The sequence below is a fragment of the Nocardiopsis sp. NPDC006198 genome (genome assembly GCF_040613895.1).
Lineage (GTDB): Bacteria > Actinomycetota > Actinomycetes > Streptosporangiales > Streptosporangiaceae > Nocardiopsis > Nocardiopsis tropica.
In genome coordinates, this window is the sequence record NZ_JBEXSY010000002.1 from 233,307 (window position 1) to 250,846 (window position 17,540).

The window sequence follows — 17,540 nt, forward strand, 5'->3', positions numbered from 1 at the left end:
GCACAGCCTAGCCAAGTCTGTCTGGTTTTGCGTGCCCTCTTTGAATACGGAAAGTTATGGACCCACTACACACAGGCGAGATCCCGTTGAGGGGCGGGCTTTTCCGGCCGCCCGGGCCTGCCGGGAAACCCGTCGCGAATACCGGACTTCAGGTACGCATCGGGGCGGTCAGCGCCACGACGCCGACCAGCACCGCGTCCTGTTCGGAGAGGATTCGGATATCCGTTTCCCTGCCGAGTACTGGGTCGAATCGTACGACGTCGGTACCGAAGGTGAAGGGGTCCCCCACGGCTCCGCGCGCGGAACTCGCGAAGGCGTTGTCCTCCTCCCCGTACCCGCCGCTCGGGGCGACCGCGCGGCCGTCCACCGTCACCCGGTCCCCCCGCAGGTCGGCGTCGCCCTCCCAGGCCACCACGTCCACGTGGGAGGGCACCGCGGCGGGGAGCAGACCCGACACCGGGAACGACATCCCCGTGCGGCTCCGGAAGACCGCCCCGGTGTCGTCGAGCACCATCGCCTGGTTGTAGGAGCCGATGCCCGGGTCCTCCAGGACCACCACCAGGCTCCACCCGGCGTAGACGCCCCGGCCCTCCCGGGCCGGCACGTCGCCCACCCACCACTCGCCGCCGCCCTGGGCCCTCACCAGGTCGGTGACCTCGGCGAACGCCTGGTAGGCGGGGTATCCGGGCAGGTCCGCGACCTTCGTGTCGGTGGCGGCCACGGTCCGGTAGGACGTCATGCCCGGCCCCCTGACCCGGGCCGCGGGGGCGTCGGGGGCGCCCGCGGCCGAGAAGTACAGCCCCGCCCAGCGGACCGCGCCGCCCTCGGGGAGTTCCCAGGTCGCGGCGCTCGCCGAGGTGGTGGCGTCCGGATCGCCCTCGAGGGGAGCCATCACCCAGTTGTCGTTGTCGCGGTGCTCCCCCTCCCTCAGGCGGGCGTCGGCACAGGGGCCGTCCGGCGCCTCCGGCCCGGCCCCGGAGGACGGGTCCGGACCCGGTTCCGGTTCCGGGACGGGCCCGGGGCCGCCGTCCGGGTCCTCCGGGTCCGCGACCTCCGGGTCCGCGTCCTCCGGATTCGGGTCCCGCTCCGGGGCCGTGGGCGACACGCCGTCCGGCAGGGCGCCGGCTCCGTCAGGGGCGCCGCCGTCCTCTCCCTCCGCATCGTCCTCGGAGGTCTCCTCCTCCCCCCGGGACCCCTCTTCCCCCGGGGACGCCTCCGTGCCGGGCTCCGCGGGCAGCGGCCCCCGCGGTGCGCGGGCCAGGTCCGCGTCGGCCTCCGGAGCGGTGCGCCCGTCGGCGCCCGGGGTCCCCCCTGTCCCGGGGCCGGCGCCGGGGACGCCGGGGTTCCCGGGCCGCCAGGGCCACGGCCACGGCCAGTGCCCCCCGTGGTCCCGCTCCGGCTCGACACAGGTCATCAGCGCGTTGCCGACGCTCTCGGTCCGCACCCGCCCGGCCGTCGCGTAGCGCGCGGCCACCCCCTCGGAGGAGACCCCGCGCTCCCCGGTCGCACTGGCGGCCACGCCTCCGGAGGACACCGTCACGGACGCGGGCACGCCGACGTCGGCCCCGGCGTCCACGCGCACGTCCAGGAACTGGGTGCTGTTCTGCCCGGACGCCATCCGCGGTTGCGCGCAGCGGCCGCCGCCGCTGCCCGACGAGCAGCTCCAGTCGCCGTTCCCGGTCGCCATGGGGACGGAGCTGCCGGCGCCGCCGGAGGAGACCATCTCGACCCCCGGCGGCAGCGTGATCACCGCGATGACGTCCTCGACCGTGGACGCGCCGATGTTGCGGACGTCCAGGACCACGATCCCCTCGCTGCCCGGGAGGAGCGCGCCGACGGGGTCGATGCCCGCCGCGAACAGCGGTTCGGGGGCGTCCTCGGCCACCTCCTCCTCGGGGACGTCCGCCGGGGGCACGGCCGGCTCCGCCGGGGACTCCGGGACCTCCGGGGGCGCGGGCCGGTCCGGGGCCGCCGTCCCCCCCGGCGCGGCGGGGGGCGGGGCGTCCGCGGGCGGGGCGGCGGGGGGCGGGCCCGGAGGCGTGTCGGGGGCGGCCGGGTCCCCCGGCGCGGGCGCGGGAACGGGTTCCTCCTGCGGGGCCGCCACCGGGGGCGGGTCCTCGGGACCCATCGGAACCTCCCCGCCGGTCAGGGCGAGCGCGACCGCGACCGCCATGCCCGCGGCGGCGGCGCCGCCGGCCGCCGCCTGCTGCTGGCGGCGCGACATCCGGCCCCACCAGGCTCCCGTGGCCGCGCCGCCCGGGGTGAGGGCGAGGTAGCCCGCCGCCCCGGAGCCGACCACCAGCGGGAGGACGACCCCGCGCAGGCCGACGTTGACGTCCATCAGCTCCGCGTACACTTCACGGCAGTCCGCGCAGCCGTCCATGTGCGTGTCGACCTTGGCGGTGTCCCGTTTGGACAGGCCGCCCCGGACGTAACCGCCGAGGAGCCCCAGGGTCGGGCGGCACGCCTCCGCGGCCGCGCCGCCGGCCAGGTGCATCTGGAGGTAGGCCTGCCGGAGCCCCTCCCGGGCCCGGTAGGCGAGGGCGGCGACCCCGTTCGGGTTCATGCCGAGCAGGGGCGCGGCCTCGGCCGGCTTGGTGCCCTCGATCTCGGTGTGCCAGAGGACGGCCTGCCACCGCTCCGGCAGGGAGAGGAAGGCACGGGCGATCAGTGATCTCTCCAGCCCCTCCAGCGCCGGATCCACGAACGGCTGGCCCGGGACGAGGCTCTCCATGTCGTCCGTGACGACCTGGCGCTTCTCCCCCCGCCCCCGGTCGTACGCGGCGTTGCGCACCGCGGTGAGCAGGTAGGGGCGGAAGGAGTCCTCGGGGCCCTTGCCCCTCCGGATGACGCTGAGCACCCGGGTGAACGCCTCGGCGACGGCGTCCTCCGCCTCGGCCTCCCCGCGCAACAGCTGCCTGGCCAGTCCGCGCGCCGACGCCGCGTGCCGCTCGTACAGAGTCGCGTAGGCGGCGGTGTCGCCGCCACGCACCCGCCTGATGATCTCAGCGTCACCGACGAGTGTCTCTGTGTGATTTCTGTCGGCGTCGGACACCGAACGTCCTCTCATCTGATCCCGCCACAAGCCAGGAAGAACGCTGGTTCGGCGTCGGAAGAACACGTACTCGAAAAAAATATCCCGCATCCGCGTCATGGCCGCCACCGATCCCGGTAATCAGGGTGAGGGCGAGCGGCGGGGACCCGGTGCGGGGGCACGGGCCCCCGCCGCTCACCCGGGCGGACCGAGGATCAGGAGCCACACACCATGGGTGATGCCGAAACGGGAACCGGGACGTGGGACCGCGGTGTCGGCACCCGGCGCCTGCGCGCCCCGTGGGGGCGCCGGAGCCGGGAGGCGGGCTGGGAGCCGCCGGACGACTGGTGGACCCCCGCCGTCGACGCCGTCTGCGAGGCCTTCGCCACCGGGACGGACCTGGCCGGACCGTGCGCCCGGCTGGGCGAGGCCCGCGCACGCTCCGGGGTGGGGATCGGCCAGAGCCTGGACGACCTCGCGGCGTTCACGGCGCTGGCGGGGTGGCGGAGCCCGCCGATCGAACTGGTGCGCGCCATGGCCGAGGGGTGGGCCGACGCGGGACGGGGGCGGGAGACCTGTCAGGACCCGCTGACCGGTCTGGCCACCCAGGAGTACCTGCGGACCAGGCTCGGCGAGCTGTACCGGGGAGCGGACGGCGGCCCGTCCCCCGCCTCGGGCCACCGGCTGGCGGTCGTGTCGCTGGACCCCGGGATCGACCCGTGGCGACGCGCCGCCCGGCTGATCGTCCTCGGTTACGAGCTGTCCCGGTTCTTCACCCGGGGCGAGTCCGTGTGCCTGATCGGCCGGGGCCGGATCGGGGTCGTCGCGGCCGAGGCCGACGACCTGGACCCGCGGTTGGACGAGCTGCGCCGGGGCATCGGCTGGGAGCACGGCGCCGGCGTGTGGTCGGTGGCACTGCCGCCCACGCACCGGGAGGCACTGGCGCTGGTCGAGGGTCTGGGGAGGCCCGGATGACCGGGTGACGCCGTCCGGCGCCGTGAGGCCCCCGAGCGGAGGGCCCGGCGCCGGACGGTGGCCGGACGGGGCGCGGATTCGCCGAGGGGACGAACGCGACCGGCCGGCCGCCCGCCGGGCGACGGTCCCGGGTTCCCCGGTACACGGGAGAGCCGGCCGGGACCGCTCGGCGGAAGGGGGAGCGCCGTGTTCCGGCCTCCCCGGGGGCGCGTCCGCAAGGGGAGGCGGACGCGCCCCCTCGCCGTGGGCGTCCGGCCCCGCGCCCGTCCGGCACCGCGCTCACCCGAGGTTGAGGCGTCCCCCCGTCGCACCGAAGACAGCGCGCTTCCAGGCGGACGCGGGAACGGGCCTCACGGCGGCGATCCGCTGCTCGAACCCACCGGGGACGGGGACGTGCCCGTCGCTCGCGGCCACGGCCGCCATCGCGGCCACCTCGGTCACCGTGGGTCCCACGGCGCCTGCCGTGCCCGCCGCCTCGATCCAGGACTCGAGGCCCGTGGGACCGGCCGCCGCGGGCTGCTCGGACCCGGCCGCCGGGCCCGGACGTGCCTCCTCCGGAAGGACGTCCGCGGGACGGGCCTCCGGCGGCCCCTCCTGTGCGGGTGCCTCGGCGACCGTGGACCACGCGGACCGTTCGGGCGTCGCGGGTTCGTGCGCCTGCTCGAACCCCGCCAGCCCCTCGAACCGCTCGGAGGGATCGGGGCGTTCGAGCGGTTCGGACCGCCAGCCCTCCGTGTAGGGGGCGGCCGGGATGTCCAGGAAGCCGGTCACCTCCAGGGGGCCGGCGGCCCCCGGGCGGACCTCGGTCACGGGGAACGGCGGAGCGGGGTCGAAGGACTCGGGGACGGCCGGGGCCGCGGGAGCCGCCGGGTCCGCGGTCGGAGCCTGGGCGGGGGCCGCCACGGCGGATCCGTCACCGGTGCCCTCCGGAGCGCGGGCGGCCTCCGCGGCGGCTCCGCCCCCGGGCCGTTCCGGGTCCCGCACGGGATCGGCTGCTGCCCCGGTGCCGTCCCGATCCCGGGCGCCGACCTGGTCGGCGCCGGCACCGGCCACGCCTGCGGGGGCCGGGGCCGAGGGCTCCTCCGGAGCGGCGGAGGCGGGACCGGCGGCCTCTCCGGGGCCGTCGGTCCGCGCCGGGGCGGAAAAGGGTCCGTCCTCGCCGAGCAGGGAGGCGCCCCGGTACAGGAGGGTCTCCTCCGCGGGCACCGGGCCCGCGGGGGCGGGGGGCGCGTCGGAGGACGGCTCGGTCCGCGCCCGCGGACCGCGTTCCGGGGACGCCGTGCCGGGGCCGGAGGGGGTTCCGGCGGGCTCCTCGTCCTTCTCCTTGCGGGCACGGCGGTCGGCTCCGAGGATGAGGAAGACGTCCGTCTCCTCCGCGTCGGGGTCGGTCCCCTCCGAGTCCTCGCCGACGACGGTCGGCGGGTCGGCGGGGCGCGGCGGCCCGACCTCGCGGGGCGCGCGGGAGCCTCCGGCGTCGGGCCGGGGAACCGGCGCCTCCGCGGGTTCCCGCGTGCCGAACCAGGCACGGGCCGGGGGCACCTCCTGGCGGCCCCCGGGGGGTGCGTGCCGGGGCGGCTCCGGGGTCTGGGCAGGCGGGGTCTTGTCGGGCGGGGTCCGGACAGGCGGGGTCCGGGCCGGAGCCGACGCGTGGTGCGCGGGACCGCCCGGGACCGGGCCCCGGTGGGGCTGCGGCCACATCGGCGGCTGCGGACCCGAGGGGGCCTGCGGCCCGGGATACGGCCGCTGCGGACCCGACAGCGGTCGCTCCACCGGCTGCTGAGGACCTGAGGGGGCCTGCGGTTCGGAGTACGGCTGCTGCGGACCCGAGAGCGGTCGCTCCACCGGCCGCTGCGGACCCGAGGGCGCCCCCGCACCGGGATACGGAGACTGCGGCCCCGAGGTCGGACGCTCCCGGGCCGGGGGCTGAGGACCCGAGGGCATCCCCGCACCGGGATAAGGCCGCTGCGGACCCGACGTCGGCCGACCCGCCGGCTGCTGCGGACCCGAGGGCGCCCCCGCACCGGGATACGGCGACTGCGGCCCTGAAGGAGCCTGCGGACCGGGATACGGCCGCTGCGGACCCGACGTCGGCCGACCCGCCGGCTGCTGGGGCCCGGACTGCGGGCGCACCGGCTGCTGGGGCCCGGACGGCGGCTGCTGCGGCCCCGGGGGCGGGCCCTCCCAGGGGCGCTGCGGACCGGAACCGGGCCCCGGAACCGCGTCGGGCCGCGGCCCGGGCCCCTGCGGGGGCGCGGGCGGCGGCTGCGCCGGAGGGGTGGGTATCGGGGCGCCCGACAGGAACGCCTCGGCCATCGAGTCCTGGGCGAAGGCCCGCGGCTGCTGCGGCGGGGCCGGAGGGACCTGCGGGCCGGAGGGGTCCGCCCACGGCGTCCGGTTGGGACCGGTGGGTTCGTGGGGACGCGGCGCCTCCACCGCGTAGGGGGTCGGGGGGAACGGCCCCGGCGGCGGGTACACGCCTCCGTGCGGCGGGTCCTGTCCGGGTTCCTCGGGGAACCACGGAGCGGGCCGGGGCGGCTGCGCACCGCCGCCGCCCTGCTGTCCGGGCCCTTCCTGCGGGGGCGGCGCGGCGGCGCCCGCGGGCGCGTCCCCCCGGGAGGGGGCGCCGTGCGGCGGGGCGTCCCGGTCGGGGTGGTGCGGCGGGGCGTCCGGGGGGCCGTCCGCTCCTTCGTGCGGTGCCGGACGCGGGTCGTCCCGGCCCGGATTCCCCCGGGGAGGGGTGTCCTGTCCGGGATCGGACCCGTGGTGCTGGTTCACGGCCTACTCCCCTTCCGTGCGTGCGCGGGCGGGCGCGGCCCCGTCGACGGCGCGGCCCAGGGCCTCGGCGGCGACGAGCTGGACCGTCCGGTGGGTGGCCTCGCCGATCAGCCGCGGGAGCACCGCCGCTCCCTGCGCGAGGTGCCGGTCGTGCGGCACGACCACCACGGCGGCGCCGCTCTCGGCGATGATCCCGGTCGTGCGCGCCACGTCGAACGCCGGGTCCTCGCGCCTGCGCTCGTCGAAGACGACCACCACGGTGCGCCCCACCTCGTCCGGCCTGGTCGCGGCCAGCGAGTCGAGTTCGCGTCCGACCCTCAGCGCGGACTCGCGCGTGGCCCGGACCACCCGCACCCGGGAGTGGGCGCCCGCGCCGACGGCCGCCGGGAAGGCGCCGTCGGCACGGCCCGCCACGAGTGTCACCCCGAAGAACCGGGAGATCGGCAGGAGCCCCGAGGAGTAGGCGTCCGCCCGGTCCGGCGCTGCGCCCACCGTCCACAGGTTCTCGCCGACCTCGCCGAGGCTGGCGCACACCGACTCGAAGGTGGCGGGGTCGACCCCCTCCAGGTCGCCCGGCTCGCCCGCTCCCAGGCGGTCGGCCATGGACGGCGCCCGCCCGGTGGCGTCCACCGCCAGCACCCGGTCGTGGCGGAAGTGGGCCAGCGCGCGGGCGACGAGGGCGGTGACCACCGCCGCGTCCGCGCCCGTCCCGAGGTCGTCGACGAGGATGCGGCGCCCCGTCGAGGTGGCGCGCTGCAACCGCCGTCCCAGCTCGATGGCCTCCGCGACCTCGTCCACCGGCCGGAACGGCCGCAGGACCGTGCGTCCGATCCTGCGCACCAGGCCGTCGGCGGGCACGGGCCGGGCCGGGGCCGCGCGCCCCGCGCCGGCCGCCGGGACGGGGGGCGCGGCGGGGTTCCCCGCGAGGTGGGTCTGTGAAGCGTTCATCGTCCCCCGCTCAGAAGGTCGTGAGGAGTCGCTGGTAGGTGCCGAACGCGCCGATCGCCAACGGCACCAGGACGACGACGGCGATCGCCTCGAACCTGCTCGTGACCCCGCGGAGTCTGGCGCGAACGTGCTCGGGCTGCTCGACGGACAGGACCACGGCCGGAATCGCCGCGACCGCGACTGCGATGCCCAGCGCGGGCCACACGCCCCACGGCACGGCGTCGGCCCACGCGAACAGGAAACTCACCAGTACCACCAGGCTCGCGCCGATGAGTGCCGACTTCTGGGCCACCAGGGGGAACAGCCGGGCACGGCTGGCCACCACCAGCGCCAGGACCACCGACAGTCCGGCCGTCCACCAGTCGAAGCTGGTGGCCAGCCCGACGCCCGCCGTCGCCGTGGCCGCCGCGACCGAGACGGTGGCGATCACCAGGCTCCGGTGGGCCCCGGCCACCGAGGTGAGGACGTCGCCGCGCGCCACCGCGTCACCGGAGCTGCGCCGGTCGTCCAGCACGGCGAGCCCGGAGAACGTCAGCGCCAGCCGCAGGAGCAGGCTCAGCAGGACCACGCAGGCCACGGTCATGATCGCGGCGACCTGGTGGGCGGGCAGCCCGAACGCGGCCCCCGCCGACCACACGGCGGCCAGGGCGAGCCCGACCCCGCCGCCGGTCAGCCCGCCGCGGCCCAGGGAGGAGGTGAGTCCGAGGAGCAGGACCAGGCCCGCCAGCAGGGCGGCGGCGCCGCCCCAGCGGGCCCACTCGGGCCATCCGAACGCGTCGCAGGCCAGCCACAGGGCCAGGCCGCCGACCGCCGCGCCGCTGATCGCCAGCGCCGTGCCCAGGGGTTCGCGCCACGTGGGGCCGACCGCCGCGCCGACCGCGACGAGGAGTGCGGCGACCACAGCCAGTCCGGTGATGCCGCCGGCCCCGGAGAAGTACCCCTGGAGCACCCATCCCGCCCCGAGGGAGAGGACGACCAGCGCCAGCGTCGCGGTCCACCGGGCCGCCTCGGGGCTCCAGCGCCCCTGGTGGCCGTCCAGTGCCATGGACACCGCCTCGGGGACCTCGTGCACCACGGGCGCGGGCACCGGCTCCTCCGCCCGGACGAGCCGCAGCACCGCCCCGTCCGCGACCTGCCGGTCGGCGAGGGTGGTGTCGCCGTCCAGGACGATCCCGGAGGCGGTGACGAGGTGGCGCAGCTTCGCGGGGTTCTCCACCTGGTCGCCGAGGAGGTCGAGGACTTCCGGCATGAGCGCGCCCACCGGTTCGCCGGCGGGTAGGACGGCGTCGACCCTGCGCTCCTCACCGACGAGCGTCACCCGGCTCCAAGCGGTCATTGCCTTCCAATCCTGCTCTCGCGTCTCGGGTGGCGGTCCGCCACCGTTTTCGGGCCCGGGTCCGGGGAGGGCCCGGGCCTTCCGGGGTCAGGCGGGTACGTCGTCCACGGCGATGCGTTCGAGGTAGCCGTTGCCGACGAGCCAGCGGACCGTGGGCGCGGGGGGGACCTCGGAGAAACCGGCCGTGTCGAGCGTGAAGCGGATCCCGCCGCCGGGCAGGCCCTCGTGCGCCGGCGCGGCGGTGGCGCTCACCTGGAAGGGGTGGATGACCCGGTAGCGGTGGTACAGCTCCCCGCCGTCCGCGCCGGTGCGGGCGTACGCGGGCAGGCCGCGCTCCTCGAACGGCGTCCCGTCGGGGAACAGGTACCGCCCGCTCTCCTGGCCGAAGGCGTCGACCACGTCGCCGACCTCCAGGCCGTGCAGGTAGGAGCCGCCGCTGCGCTCCTCCAGGCTCTCGCGGACCTCGGTGACCAGCTCCGCCGTGGCCTCCGCCGTCTCGGCCTCCTCCGCCTGCGTGAGGGGGGCGGGATCGGGCTCGGTGGTGGCCAGCTCCTGGTAGAGCCAGCGCGCCGCCTGGTCCTCGGTCGTGAACTCCATGCCGGGACGGCCCTGGTCGAAGTCGATGACGGCCGCGGCCAGGTAGCCCTCCTCGTCCTGGGTGATCACGTAGTAGCTGTCGACGGTCTCGGGCTCGGGGCGGGGGTCCCCGGGGAGCACGTACAGGCTCCGGGGGACCCCGGCGGCGTCCAGCTCCTCCCGGGCCCGGTCGAGGGTGACCTGGGCGCCGACCCAGTCGCCGGGGACGGGAGGGACGGCGTTGTTCGCCGGGCCGGACGCCTCCTGCTCCTGCTCGACCCTCTGGGTGCTGAGCTGGGTGCTGACGAACGACCAGCCGACGGTGCCGCCGCAGATGACGGCGGCGAGGCAGGCACTGATCGCCACCTTGCCGAAGTTCTCGTCCAGGCGGCGCCGGGTGCGCTGCCCCCCGAAGAGGACCGCCTCCCGGAGGCGCTGTCGGCGCACGGCGACGGACTCCAGCAGCTGACTGTCGTAGTCGCGTGCCAACCGTGCCCCCCGTTGCCTCTCGTGTGATTCCCGCCCCGCCCGGGACCGGTCAGATGTTCTGCACCGCGGCGTTGGCGCGGCTCAGGGTCTCCTGTGCGGTGCCGTCGTTGGTCTCCAGCGTGGTGCGCACCAGCCGGATGATCTCACGGACCTCGTTGCCGGCGTTGTGCCACTTGAGTTCCTTGGCGCTGTACTCCTCGGAGACCCCGGTGGCCTCGAACTCGGCCATGGCCGCGCTGACGTCGGTGTCGCGCTCGCCGATCAGCGTTTCGAGCCGGTTGGTGATGGTGGTGATGTTGGTCTGGGCCTCCTGGGAGGCTCCGATGTCGTAGGCGTTGTTGCTCATGCGGACTCCTCGGGGACGGTCAGCGGAACTTGGCCGCGTCGAAGTTGGCCGCGCCCATGTTCTGGTTGGCGTCGTCGGCCATGGTGTCGGCACCGGTGGTGAAGGCCGTGTTCATGCCGCCCTGCCCCTCCTGGATGGAGCCGAGGCCGGCGCGCAGGTCGGCGGTGATGCTGTCGGCCTGCAACTTGAAGGAGTCGAAGGCCGCCTTGCCCGCGCCGTCGAACTTTCCTGCGAGCGGTTCCGCGGCCTGGATGAGCTGCTGGATGAGGCTGCTCAGCTCGTCACCGGCGCCGCCGGTGTTCTGGGCCAGCGTGTTCAGAGTGCTTTCGCCGACTTCCCAGCGTGACAACTGTTCACCTGCTTTCCTCGGGGGACCTCGCGAGGCGGTCGCCTCCCGAAGGGGAGGATGCACGCGGAGTGCCCGTGGTTCGGAGGGAGAGTCCCGGAACCGGACAATGGACTCGATCACCCCTGTGGGGGGAATCTGAATAGTACAAGCGACCCCTGACGAAGAAATAGGCGTACTCCGCGACCTGTGGACGGGAAGCCCCGTCCTGGGCCTCCGGGCCGCGCGGGCCGTGTGCGCGGAAGCGGTCGCGCCGGAGGGGTCCGGGCAGGTGGCGGGCGTCCCGGGCGGGTCGGGGGCCTGACCCGCCCCCGGCGCGGCCACCGGCTCCGCTCCGAACGGGGGATGGCCGGGGCCGCAGGTCGGAGCGGATACGTCCGCCGCGAATTCCGCCTCGGGAAAACCCCTCCCGTCCCCCGGACCCCGCGGGGCGGTGCGGGTCGCCGCCGCGGCCCGGGGGAGGCCGGGTCCGTCCCCTCCGTCCGCGGTGAACGGCCGGGACGCCCGGGGCCGGGCACCCGGGGCGCCCCGCCCGGGCACCGCCCGGGGGCCCACCGGCGGCGCGTGGCCACAACCGGCCAGCGCCCCGTGCCGCGGCTCCCCCGCCTCCCCTCTCCGGGACGGGGCCCGCCCCCTCTCCGGGGCCGGTCCCCGTCCGGCGGAACCGCCGCCGTCGGAGCCGTCACCCGTGGTCCCGCGCCCCGGCCCCGGGTGCGCGCCGGTCCCCGCCCGGCGGCCCGGCGACCGCCCCGGGACCCGCCCGCCGTGCCGCACCGGCCCCGGAACGGCCTCGACCGGTGCCCCGCACCCGGTTCGGTAGGGTTTCCCGCGCCAGGTGACACTCCCGAAGGAGCCCTCTTGAGTCACGACGTGGTCGCCCTGCTGGCCGAGGCCCCCGCCCGGCGCAGCCTCATCGACGCCCTGGTCGCGGCCGGGCCCGACCTGCGCGTGCGCTCCGTCTCCGAGGGCGCCGTCATCGAGCTGCGCGACGACTCCGGCAGGCTCGTCGCCGCCATGCAGGCCGCCCAGCGGCTGGCCCTGTCCGCCGAGGCGGACCGCCTCCTCACCGACGGGATCAGCGACGAGCTGCCCGCCCAGCCCTACTGGGTGGAGGCGCGCGGCGCCGAGCTCGCGGACGTCGACACCGCGGCGCTGGTGCGCCGGTTCGCCGAGCACCTGGTCGAGCGGCACGGCGGCGCGGTGTGGGTCCCCGAGCCCCGGCTGCCGGGGCGCGAGGACGTCCTGACCGGCTCCACCGACCACCCCGCCGTCACCGTCCTGACGGAGAAGGCGTTCGTGGTGGTGCAGGACCGCCCCCTGGTCCCCATGAGCGGTTGGCTCGTCGACGCGACCGCCCGGCACGGCCGCGAGGGCCGCCACCTCCAGGTCGTCACCCCCGCGCACAGCCGCATCACCCACTCGCTGCGCTCCCTGCTCACCGACCGCACCGCGCGCTGGGTGGTGCGCAACGGCGACGGGGGCCACCACGACGGCTTCTCCGGGGTCCCCCTCGTGTGGGACCCGGTGTCGGCGTTCGTCGTGGACGGTCCCGCCGACCCCGGTACCGCTCCCCTGCCCCATGCGGACTTCCGCTGGTCCGAGGCCGACGGCGTCCCGGGCACGCAGCTGCTGGTCGACTTCCAGATGGTCCACCCCGCCACCGTGAGCCTCCGGCTGGGCGGGGCCGTCGAACTGGTCGCCGGACACCTCGCCTCGTCCTCCCCCGCCCTCTGGGGCACCAGCGAGCCCCTCGCGCACGCCTGGGACCGGGGCCGCGTCACCGACCTGTGCCGCCGGCGCGCCCCCGGCGCCACCTGGCTGACCTTCACGGGCCGGCCGGAGAGCGTGCGCGAGGAGGGCGCCCTCCCGTTCACCGGGACCCTGCGCGTGAGCACGGTCCCCGACGGGGTCCGGGAGAGCGTCACCCTCGCGGTGGGCCGGCCCGGCGGAGAGGAGCCGGACTTCTCCGCCCTGAACGCCATGGTCAAGGAGCTGTCCGCGAACGAGGCACTGCGCAGCCTGACCGTGCAGCGGCTCCTCGGGCGCGCGGACCTCACCTACGCCCCCCGCTGGTCCGGCCTGCCGGTCCCGGTGGGGCTGGCCGTCGGCGTCGACGGCGTCTCCTCGATGGGCACGGACCGGGCCCTCTCCGCCCCCGTCAGGGGCGTGCCCTTCGGTCCGCCGATGACGCCCGCCGTCTGGTACCGGATCGGGGACGGCACCGAGCCCGACTCGTGGGACCGCTTCCGCGCCCTCATGGACCACCTCCGCCCGTCCGACGCACCCTCCTCCTGACCCGGCCGGTGCGCGCCGCACGCGTGACGGGCGCGGCTCCGCGCGCTCCCCTCCCCGGGGCCGCGTACGGGGCCGGCGGCGCCCGGAGGCCGCGGGGCGTGAACCATGCGGGCGCCCCCGGTATCCCACCCAGTGGCGCCCGGTCCACCGGGACGCGTCCTCCGGGGGGCTCCCGGGGCGGCCGTCGGCCGTCCGGTTCCCCTCCCGGGGGTCGGTGTGCGACACCCGGCCCGGGGGGCGCTTCGTGCCCGTGCGCACCGCAAGGCCCCCCGAGGTCCGGCTTCGGTAGGGTTCTCCCGGGAACGGGCACCCCTCCCCCGCGCCCTCGTCCTCCCACCCCTGCGCCGAGAGGAAAGCCGATGAGCCTTCGCGTCGTCCACCGGCCGACACGGACCGTCCATCCCACTCCGGCCCAGGACCCTCACGAGGTGGAGGCCCCGCCGACCCTCCCCGACGGCAAGGCCCAGGGCAACCCGCTCATGACCATCCTGCCCATGGTCGGCATGATGGCGTCGCTGACGATCATGATGGTCATGCGCAACCCGGCGTTCATGGCGCTGGGCGGCGTCGTCCTGGTCGTCGCCCTCCTCGCCGCCCTGGCCATGCTGTTCTCCCGGCGCGGGCAGGTCGCCCGGCAGCGCCGCAACCAGCGCGAGCTGTACCTCCAGTACCTGGAGGAACTGCGGGAGGAGCTCGGCGGATGGGAGCAGCGCACCCGCGCGCACGCCCGCCTTCTCGACCCGCCCCCCGAGGCCCTGTACGACGTCGTCCGCGACCCCACCCGGCTGTGGGAGCGCCGCCGCAGGCACCGCGACTTCCTCCGGGTGCGCGTGGGCAGCGGGCTGACGGAGGGCCGCCCCCTCCGCCTCGCCGAGCAGGGGACCGCCCTCACCCCCACCGACCCGTTCATGCTCTCCGAGGCGCAGGCGGCCATCCGCCGGTTCGAGTCCGTCCCCGAGATGCCGCTCACCCTGCCCCTGGACATGGCCGGGAACGTCAGTGTCATCGGGGAGCGCGAGGACGTGATGCGCCTGGTCAGAGCGCTCGCCGCCCAGTTCGGGGCGTTCCACGCCCCCGAGGACGCCGGACTCGCCGTGTCCTACCCGGCCGAGAACGCCGACGACTGGTCCTGGCTGCCGTGGCTGCCCCAGGTCCTGGACCCGCGGCGGCGCGAGGGCGGCGCCGCCGTCCGCCTCATCGCCCCGACCCCCGCCAAGCTCGGCGGCCTCATCGCCGACGAGCTGCGCTCGCGCACCGACTTCGCGTCGGAGGTCCGCAGGGGCATGGGCAAGCGCGAGGCGTACCGGATGATGCGGCGCCTGCTGGTCGTCCACGACACCCACGGCGAGGTGGCCGCCGAGCTCGTGCGGCCGGACGAGGCCGTGGACCCGGCCGACCTCGGCGTCACCGTCCTGCACCTGGTGTCCCGCCAGGTCGACGAGCCCGGCGACGTGAACCTGAGGATCAGCGTCGACGGCGACCAGGTCCGGATCGAGGAGCTGCGCGGCGCCGACCCCGTGGTCACCAGCGGCACCGTCGACGACGTCTCCGCCGCGACCCTGACGGGCCTGGCCCGCATGCTGGCCCCGCTCCGCCTGTCCCCGGAGTCGATCGAGGAGACCGCCCAGGAGGGCGGCAGCGTCGACTTCCCCGCGATGATGGGCGTGCAGGACCCCGGCGCCGTCGACGTGCAGCGCCTGTGGGCGCCGCGCAGCGAGCGGGCGTTCCTGCGCGTCCCGATCGGCGTGGACGACATGGGCCAGCCCGTGATCCTCGACCTCAAGGAGTCCGCGCAGCTGGGCATGGGCCCGCACGGGCTGTGCGTGGGCGCCACCGGCTCCGGCAAGAGCGAGATGCTCCGCACCCTCGTGCTGGCGCTGGCCGCCTCCCACCCGCCCGAGCGGGTGAGCATGGTCCTGGTCGACTACAAGGGCGGCGCCACGTTCGCCCCGTTCGAGGACATGCCGCACGTCGCCGGGGTGATCACCAACCTGGAGGACGACGCGGCGCTCATCGAGCGCGTGTACGCGAGCCTGTCCGGCGAGGTGCAGCGCCGCCAGCAGATGCTCCGCGACGCCGGGAACGTGTCCAACATCGGCGACTACACGTACAAGCGGGAGCACGACCCGAGCTTGCCGCCGCTGCCGCACCTGCTGGTGATCATCGACGAGTTCGGCGAGCTGCTGACCGCGCGCCCCGACTTCATCGAGCTGTTCCTGTCCATCGGCCGGATCGGCCGGAGCATCGGCGTGCACCTGCTGCTGTCCAGCCAGCGCATCGAGGGCGGCAAGCTGCGCGGCCTGGACACCTACCTGTCCTACCGCCTGGGGCTGCGCACCTTCTCCGAGGAGGAGAGCCGCACCGTCCTCAACACCCCGGACGCGTTCCACCTGCCCTCGCTGCCGGGGTTCGGCTACCTGAAGGTCGACACCAGCGTCTACCAGCGGTTCAAGGCCGGATACGTGTCCGGCGCCTACCGGGGGCCGGTCGCCGAGGAGGAGGTCTCGGAGGGCACCCCGTCGGTGCGCCCGTACACGGCGTACAACAGCGACGGCGGGCAGGACCCGGCGGCGGCCCAGGCCCCCGGCGAGGACACGCCGATGCCGTCCCGGACGGTCGGGCCGACCCTGCTGGACGTGATGGTCGGACAGTTCGGCCGCCACGGGGAGCGGACCCGGGAGATCTGGCTGCCCCCGCTGCCGTCCGCGACCACGCTGGACACGGTGGCGGGCGCTCCGGTGGAGGGCGAGCGGGGGCTGCGGCTGCCCGGGACCCACGAGCCGATGCACGTCCCGGTCGGCGTCCTGGACGACGCCACCAAGCAGTGGCAGGGCGTGTGGAAGCTCGACCTGACGGCGTCCGGCGGCCACGCGGCCGTCATCGGGGGCCCGCAGAGCGGCAAGACGACCCTGCTGCGCACCCTCGTGCTGTCGCTCGCGCTCACCCACACGCCGGACCAGGTGGCCGTGTACTGCCTGGACCTGATGGGCGGCGGCCTCCAGTCCCTGGCGTCGCTCCCGCACGTGGGCGGGGTGGCGGTGCGCACCGACAGCGAGCGCGTCCGCCGTACCGTCGAGGAGATCCAGGGGATGCTGGAGCACCGGCAGGCGGTGTTCCGCGACCGGGGGATCGACTCCGTCGCCCAGCTGCGCCGCATGCACGCCCGGGGCGAGGTGCCGGAACTGGCCAGCGCCGACGTGGTGTTCTGCATCGACGGTTTCGGGGCGCTGCGCAAGGACTTCGAGGACATCGACCCGAAGGTCACCGACCTGCTGCAGCGCGGCGGCGGGTTCGGCGTCCACGTGGTCGCGGGCATGCTGCGCTGGAACGACGTCCGGATCGCCGCCCAGTCCAACTTCGGGCAGAAGGTGGAGCTGCACCTGAACGACTCGTCGGACTCCACGATCGACCGCAAGCTCTCGGAGACGATCAGCGCGAAGACCCCCGGGCGCGTCCTCACGGACGCCGAGCTCTTCGGCCAGGTGGCGCTCCCCCGCATCGACGGGGTGGCGGACGGCGACAACCTGGGCGAGGTCGTGGAGAAGACCGTCCGGGCCGTCGACCAGGCCTGGCGCGGCAAGCGGGCGCCCAAGGTGCGCATCCTGCCGCACCGGCTGTCGGCCCGCACGCTGCCGACGGTCGAGTCGGAGCCCCGCCTGGTGCCGATCGGCGTGGACGAGCGCGCCCTGGAGCCGGTCCTGCTGGACCTGTTCGACCGCGACCAGAACCTGCTCGTCCTGGGCGACGGCGAGTGCGGCAAGACCAACCTCCTGCGGCTCATCGCCGAGAGCCTGGTGGAGAGGTACTCGTCGGACGAGGTCGTGTTCGCGGTCATGGACCCGCGCCGCACCCTGCGCAACGTGGTCCCCGAGGAGTACATGGGCGGCTACGCGAGCAGCCCGCGCGTGTGCGCCGGCCTGGCGGGCGGCGTGGCCAAGGAGGTGGAGGGCCGTCTGCCCGAGGACGGGGACGTCGACTCCCTCGAGCCGGGGTCGTTCAAGGGGCCGCGCATCGTGGTGCTCGCGGACGACTACGACGTGCTCACCACGGCGGGCCAGAAGCCGCTGGCCCCGTTCGTGCCGTTCGTGCCGAACGGCCGCGACATCGGCCTGCACTTCGTGGTGGCGCGCCGGGTGGCGGGCGCCGGACGCGGCATGTACGACCCGCTGGTGCAGGCGATGCGCGAGATCGGGACGAGCGCCCTGGTGATGTCGGGCGACCGGAGCGAGGGCCAGCTGCTGCCCCGGGTGTACGCCGCGCCCCAGCCCCCCGGCCGCGGCAAGTGGGTGACCCGCGGCGACACGGGGCGGCTGATCCAGACGGCGGTGCGGGAGGCGCCGATCCCGGACCGGGCCTGACGCCCCCGGCGCGGGAACGCCGCGGCCGGGTCGGGAGCACGCTTCCCTGCCCGGCCGCGGCG

At 76.0% G+C, this 17,540-nt stretch carries 10 protein-coding genes; 3 read left to right on the top strand and 7 right to left on the bottom strand.

Annotation, left to right across the window (positions count from 1 at the left end; genetic code table 11):
- Positions 1-148: 148 nt before the first annotated feature.
- Positions 149-3,055, bottom strand: a complete 2,907-nt coding sequence (locus ABZ234_RS02795; protein WP_355010741.1) for a sigma-70 family RNA polymerase sigma factor — start codon at positions 3,053-3,055, stop codon at positions 149-151.
- A 210-nt stretch (positions 3,056-3,265) separates the two neighbouring features.
- On the opposite strand from ABZ234_RS02795, the gene ABZ234_RS02800 reads away from it, so the two are divergent.
- Entirely contained in the window at positions 3,266-4,009 is a 744-nt protein-coding gene (locus tag ABZ234_RS02800) for a hypothetical protein (RefSeq protein ID WP_344185644.1), read from the top strand.
- Positions 4,010-4,288: 279 nt separating this feature from the next.
- On the opposite strand, the gene ABZ234_RS02805 is transcribed toward ABZ234_RS02800, so the two are convergent.
- The 6 genes from ABZ234_RS02805 to ABZ234_RS02830 all read right to left on the bottom strand — a co-directional run bounded on the left by ABZ234_RS02805 (position 4,289) and on the right by ABZ234_RS02830 (position 10,828).
- Positions 4,289-5,548: a hypothetical protein gene (locus ABZ234_RS02805; RefSeq protein WP_355010742.1), complete on the bottom strand. Its 1,260-nt coding sequence runs from the start codon at positions 5,546-5,548 to the stop codon at positions 4,289-4,291.
- A 1,239-nt stretch (positions 5,549-6,787) separates the two neighbouring features.
- Positions 6,788-7,732, bottom strand: coding sequence for an ATPase (locus ABZ234_RS02810; protein ID WP_267947152.1), 945 nt, complete (start codon positions 7,730-7,732; stop codon positions 6,788-6,790).
- A 10-nt stretch (positions 7,733-7,742) separates the two neighbouring features.
- Complete coding sequence (gene eccD, locus ABZ234_RS02815; protein WP_355010743.1) at positions 7,743-9,068, bottom strand: type VII secretion integral membrane protein EccD; 1,326 nt, start codon at positions 9,066-9,068, stop codon at positions 7,743-7,745.
- Between the two features lie 87 nt (positions 9,069-9,155).
- Complete coding sequence (locus ABZ234_RS02820; protein ID WP_355010744.1) at positions 9,156-10,133, bottom strand: TNT domain-containing protein; 978 nt, start codon at positions 10,131-10,133, stop codon at positions 9,156-9,158.
- A gap of 49 nt (positions 10,134-10,182) precedes the next feature.
- A complete protein-coding gene (locus ABZ234_RS02825) occupies positions 10,183-10,479 on the bottom strand; it encodes a pore-forming ESAT-6 family protein (protein WP_267947155.1) in 297 nt (98 codons plus the stop codon).
- A gap of 19 nt (positions 10,480-10,498) precedes the next feature.
- Positions 10,499-10,828 (bottom strand): hypothetical protein, encoded by a 330-nt coding sequence (locus tag ABZ234_RS02830; protein ID WP_267947156.1) that lies wholly within the window; start codon positions 10,826-10,828, stop codon positions 10,499-10,501.
- 855 nt (positions 10,829-11,683) lie between these two features.
- Between ABZ234_RS02830 and ABZ234_RS02835 the strand changes: the two genes are divergently transcribed.
- Positions 11,684-13,120 (top strand): DUF6177 family protein, encoded by a 1,437-nt coding sequence (locus ABZ234_RS02835; protein ID WP_267947157.1) that lies wholly within the window; start codon positions 11,684-11,686, stop codon positions 13,118-13,120.
- A 359-nt stretch (positions 13,121-13,479) separates the two neighbouring features.
- Complete coding sequence (gene eccCa / locus ABZ234_RS02840) at positions 13,480-17,478, top strand: type VII secretion protein EccCa (protein ID WP_355010745.1); 3,999 nt, start codon at positions 13,480-13,482, stop codon at positions 17,476-17,478.
- Positions 17,479-17,540: the final 62 nt, after the last annotated feature.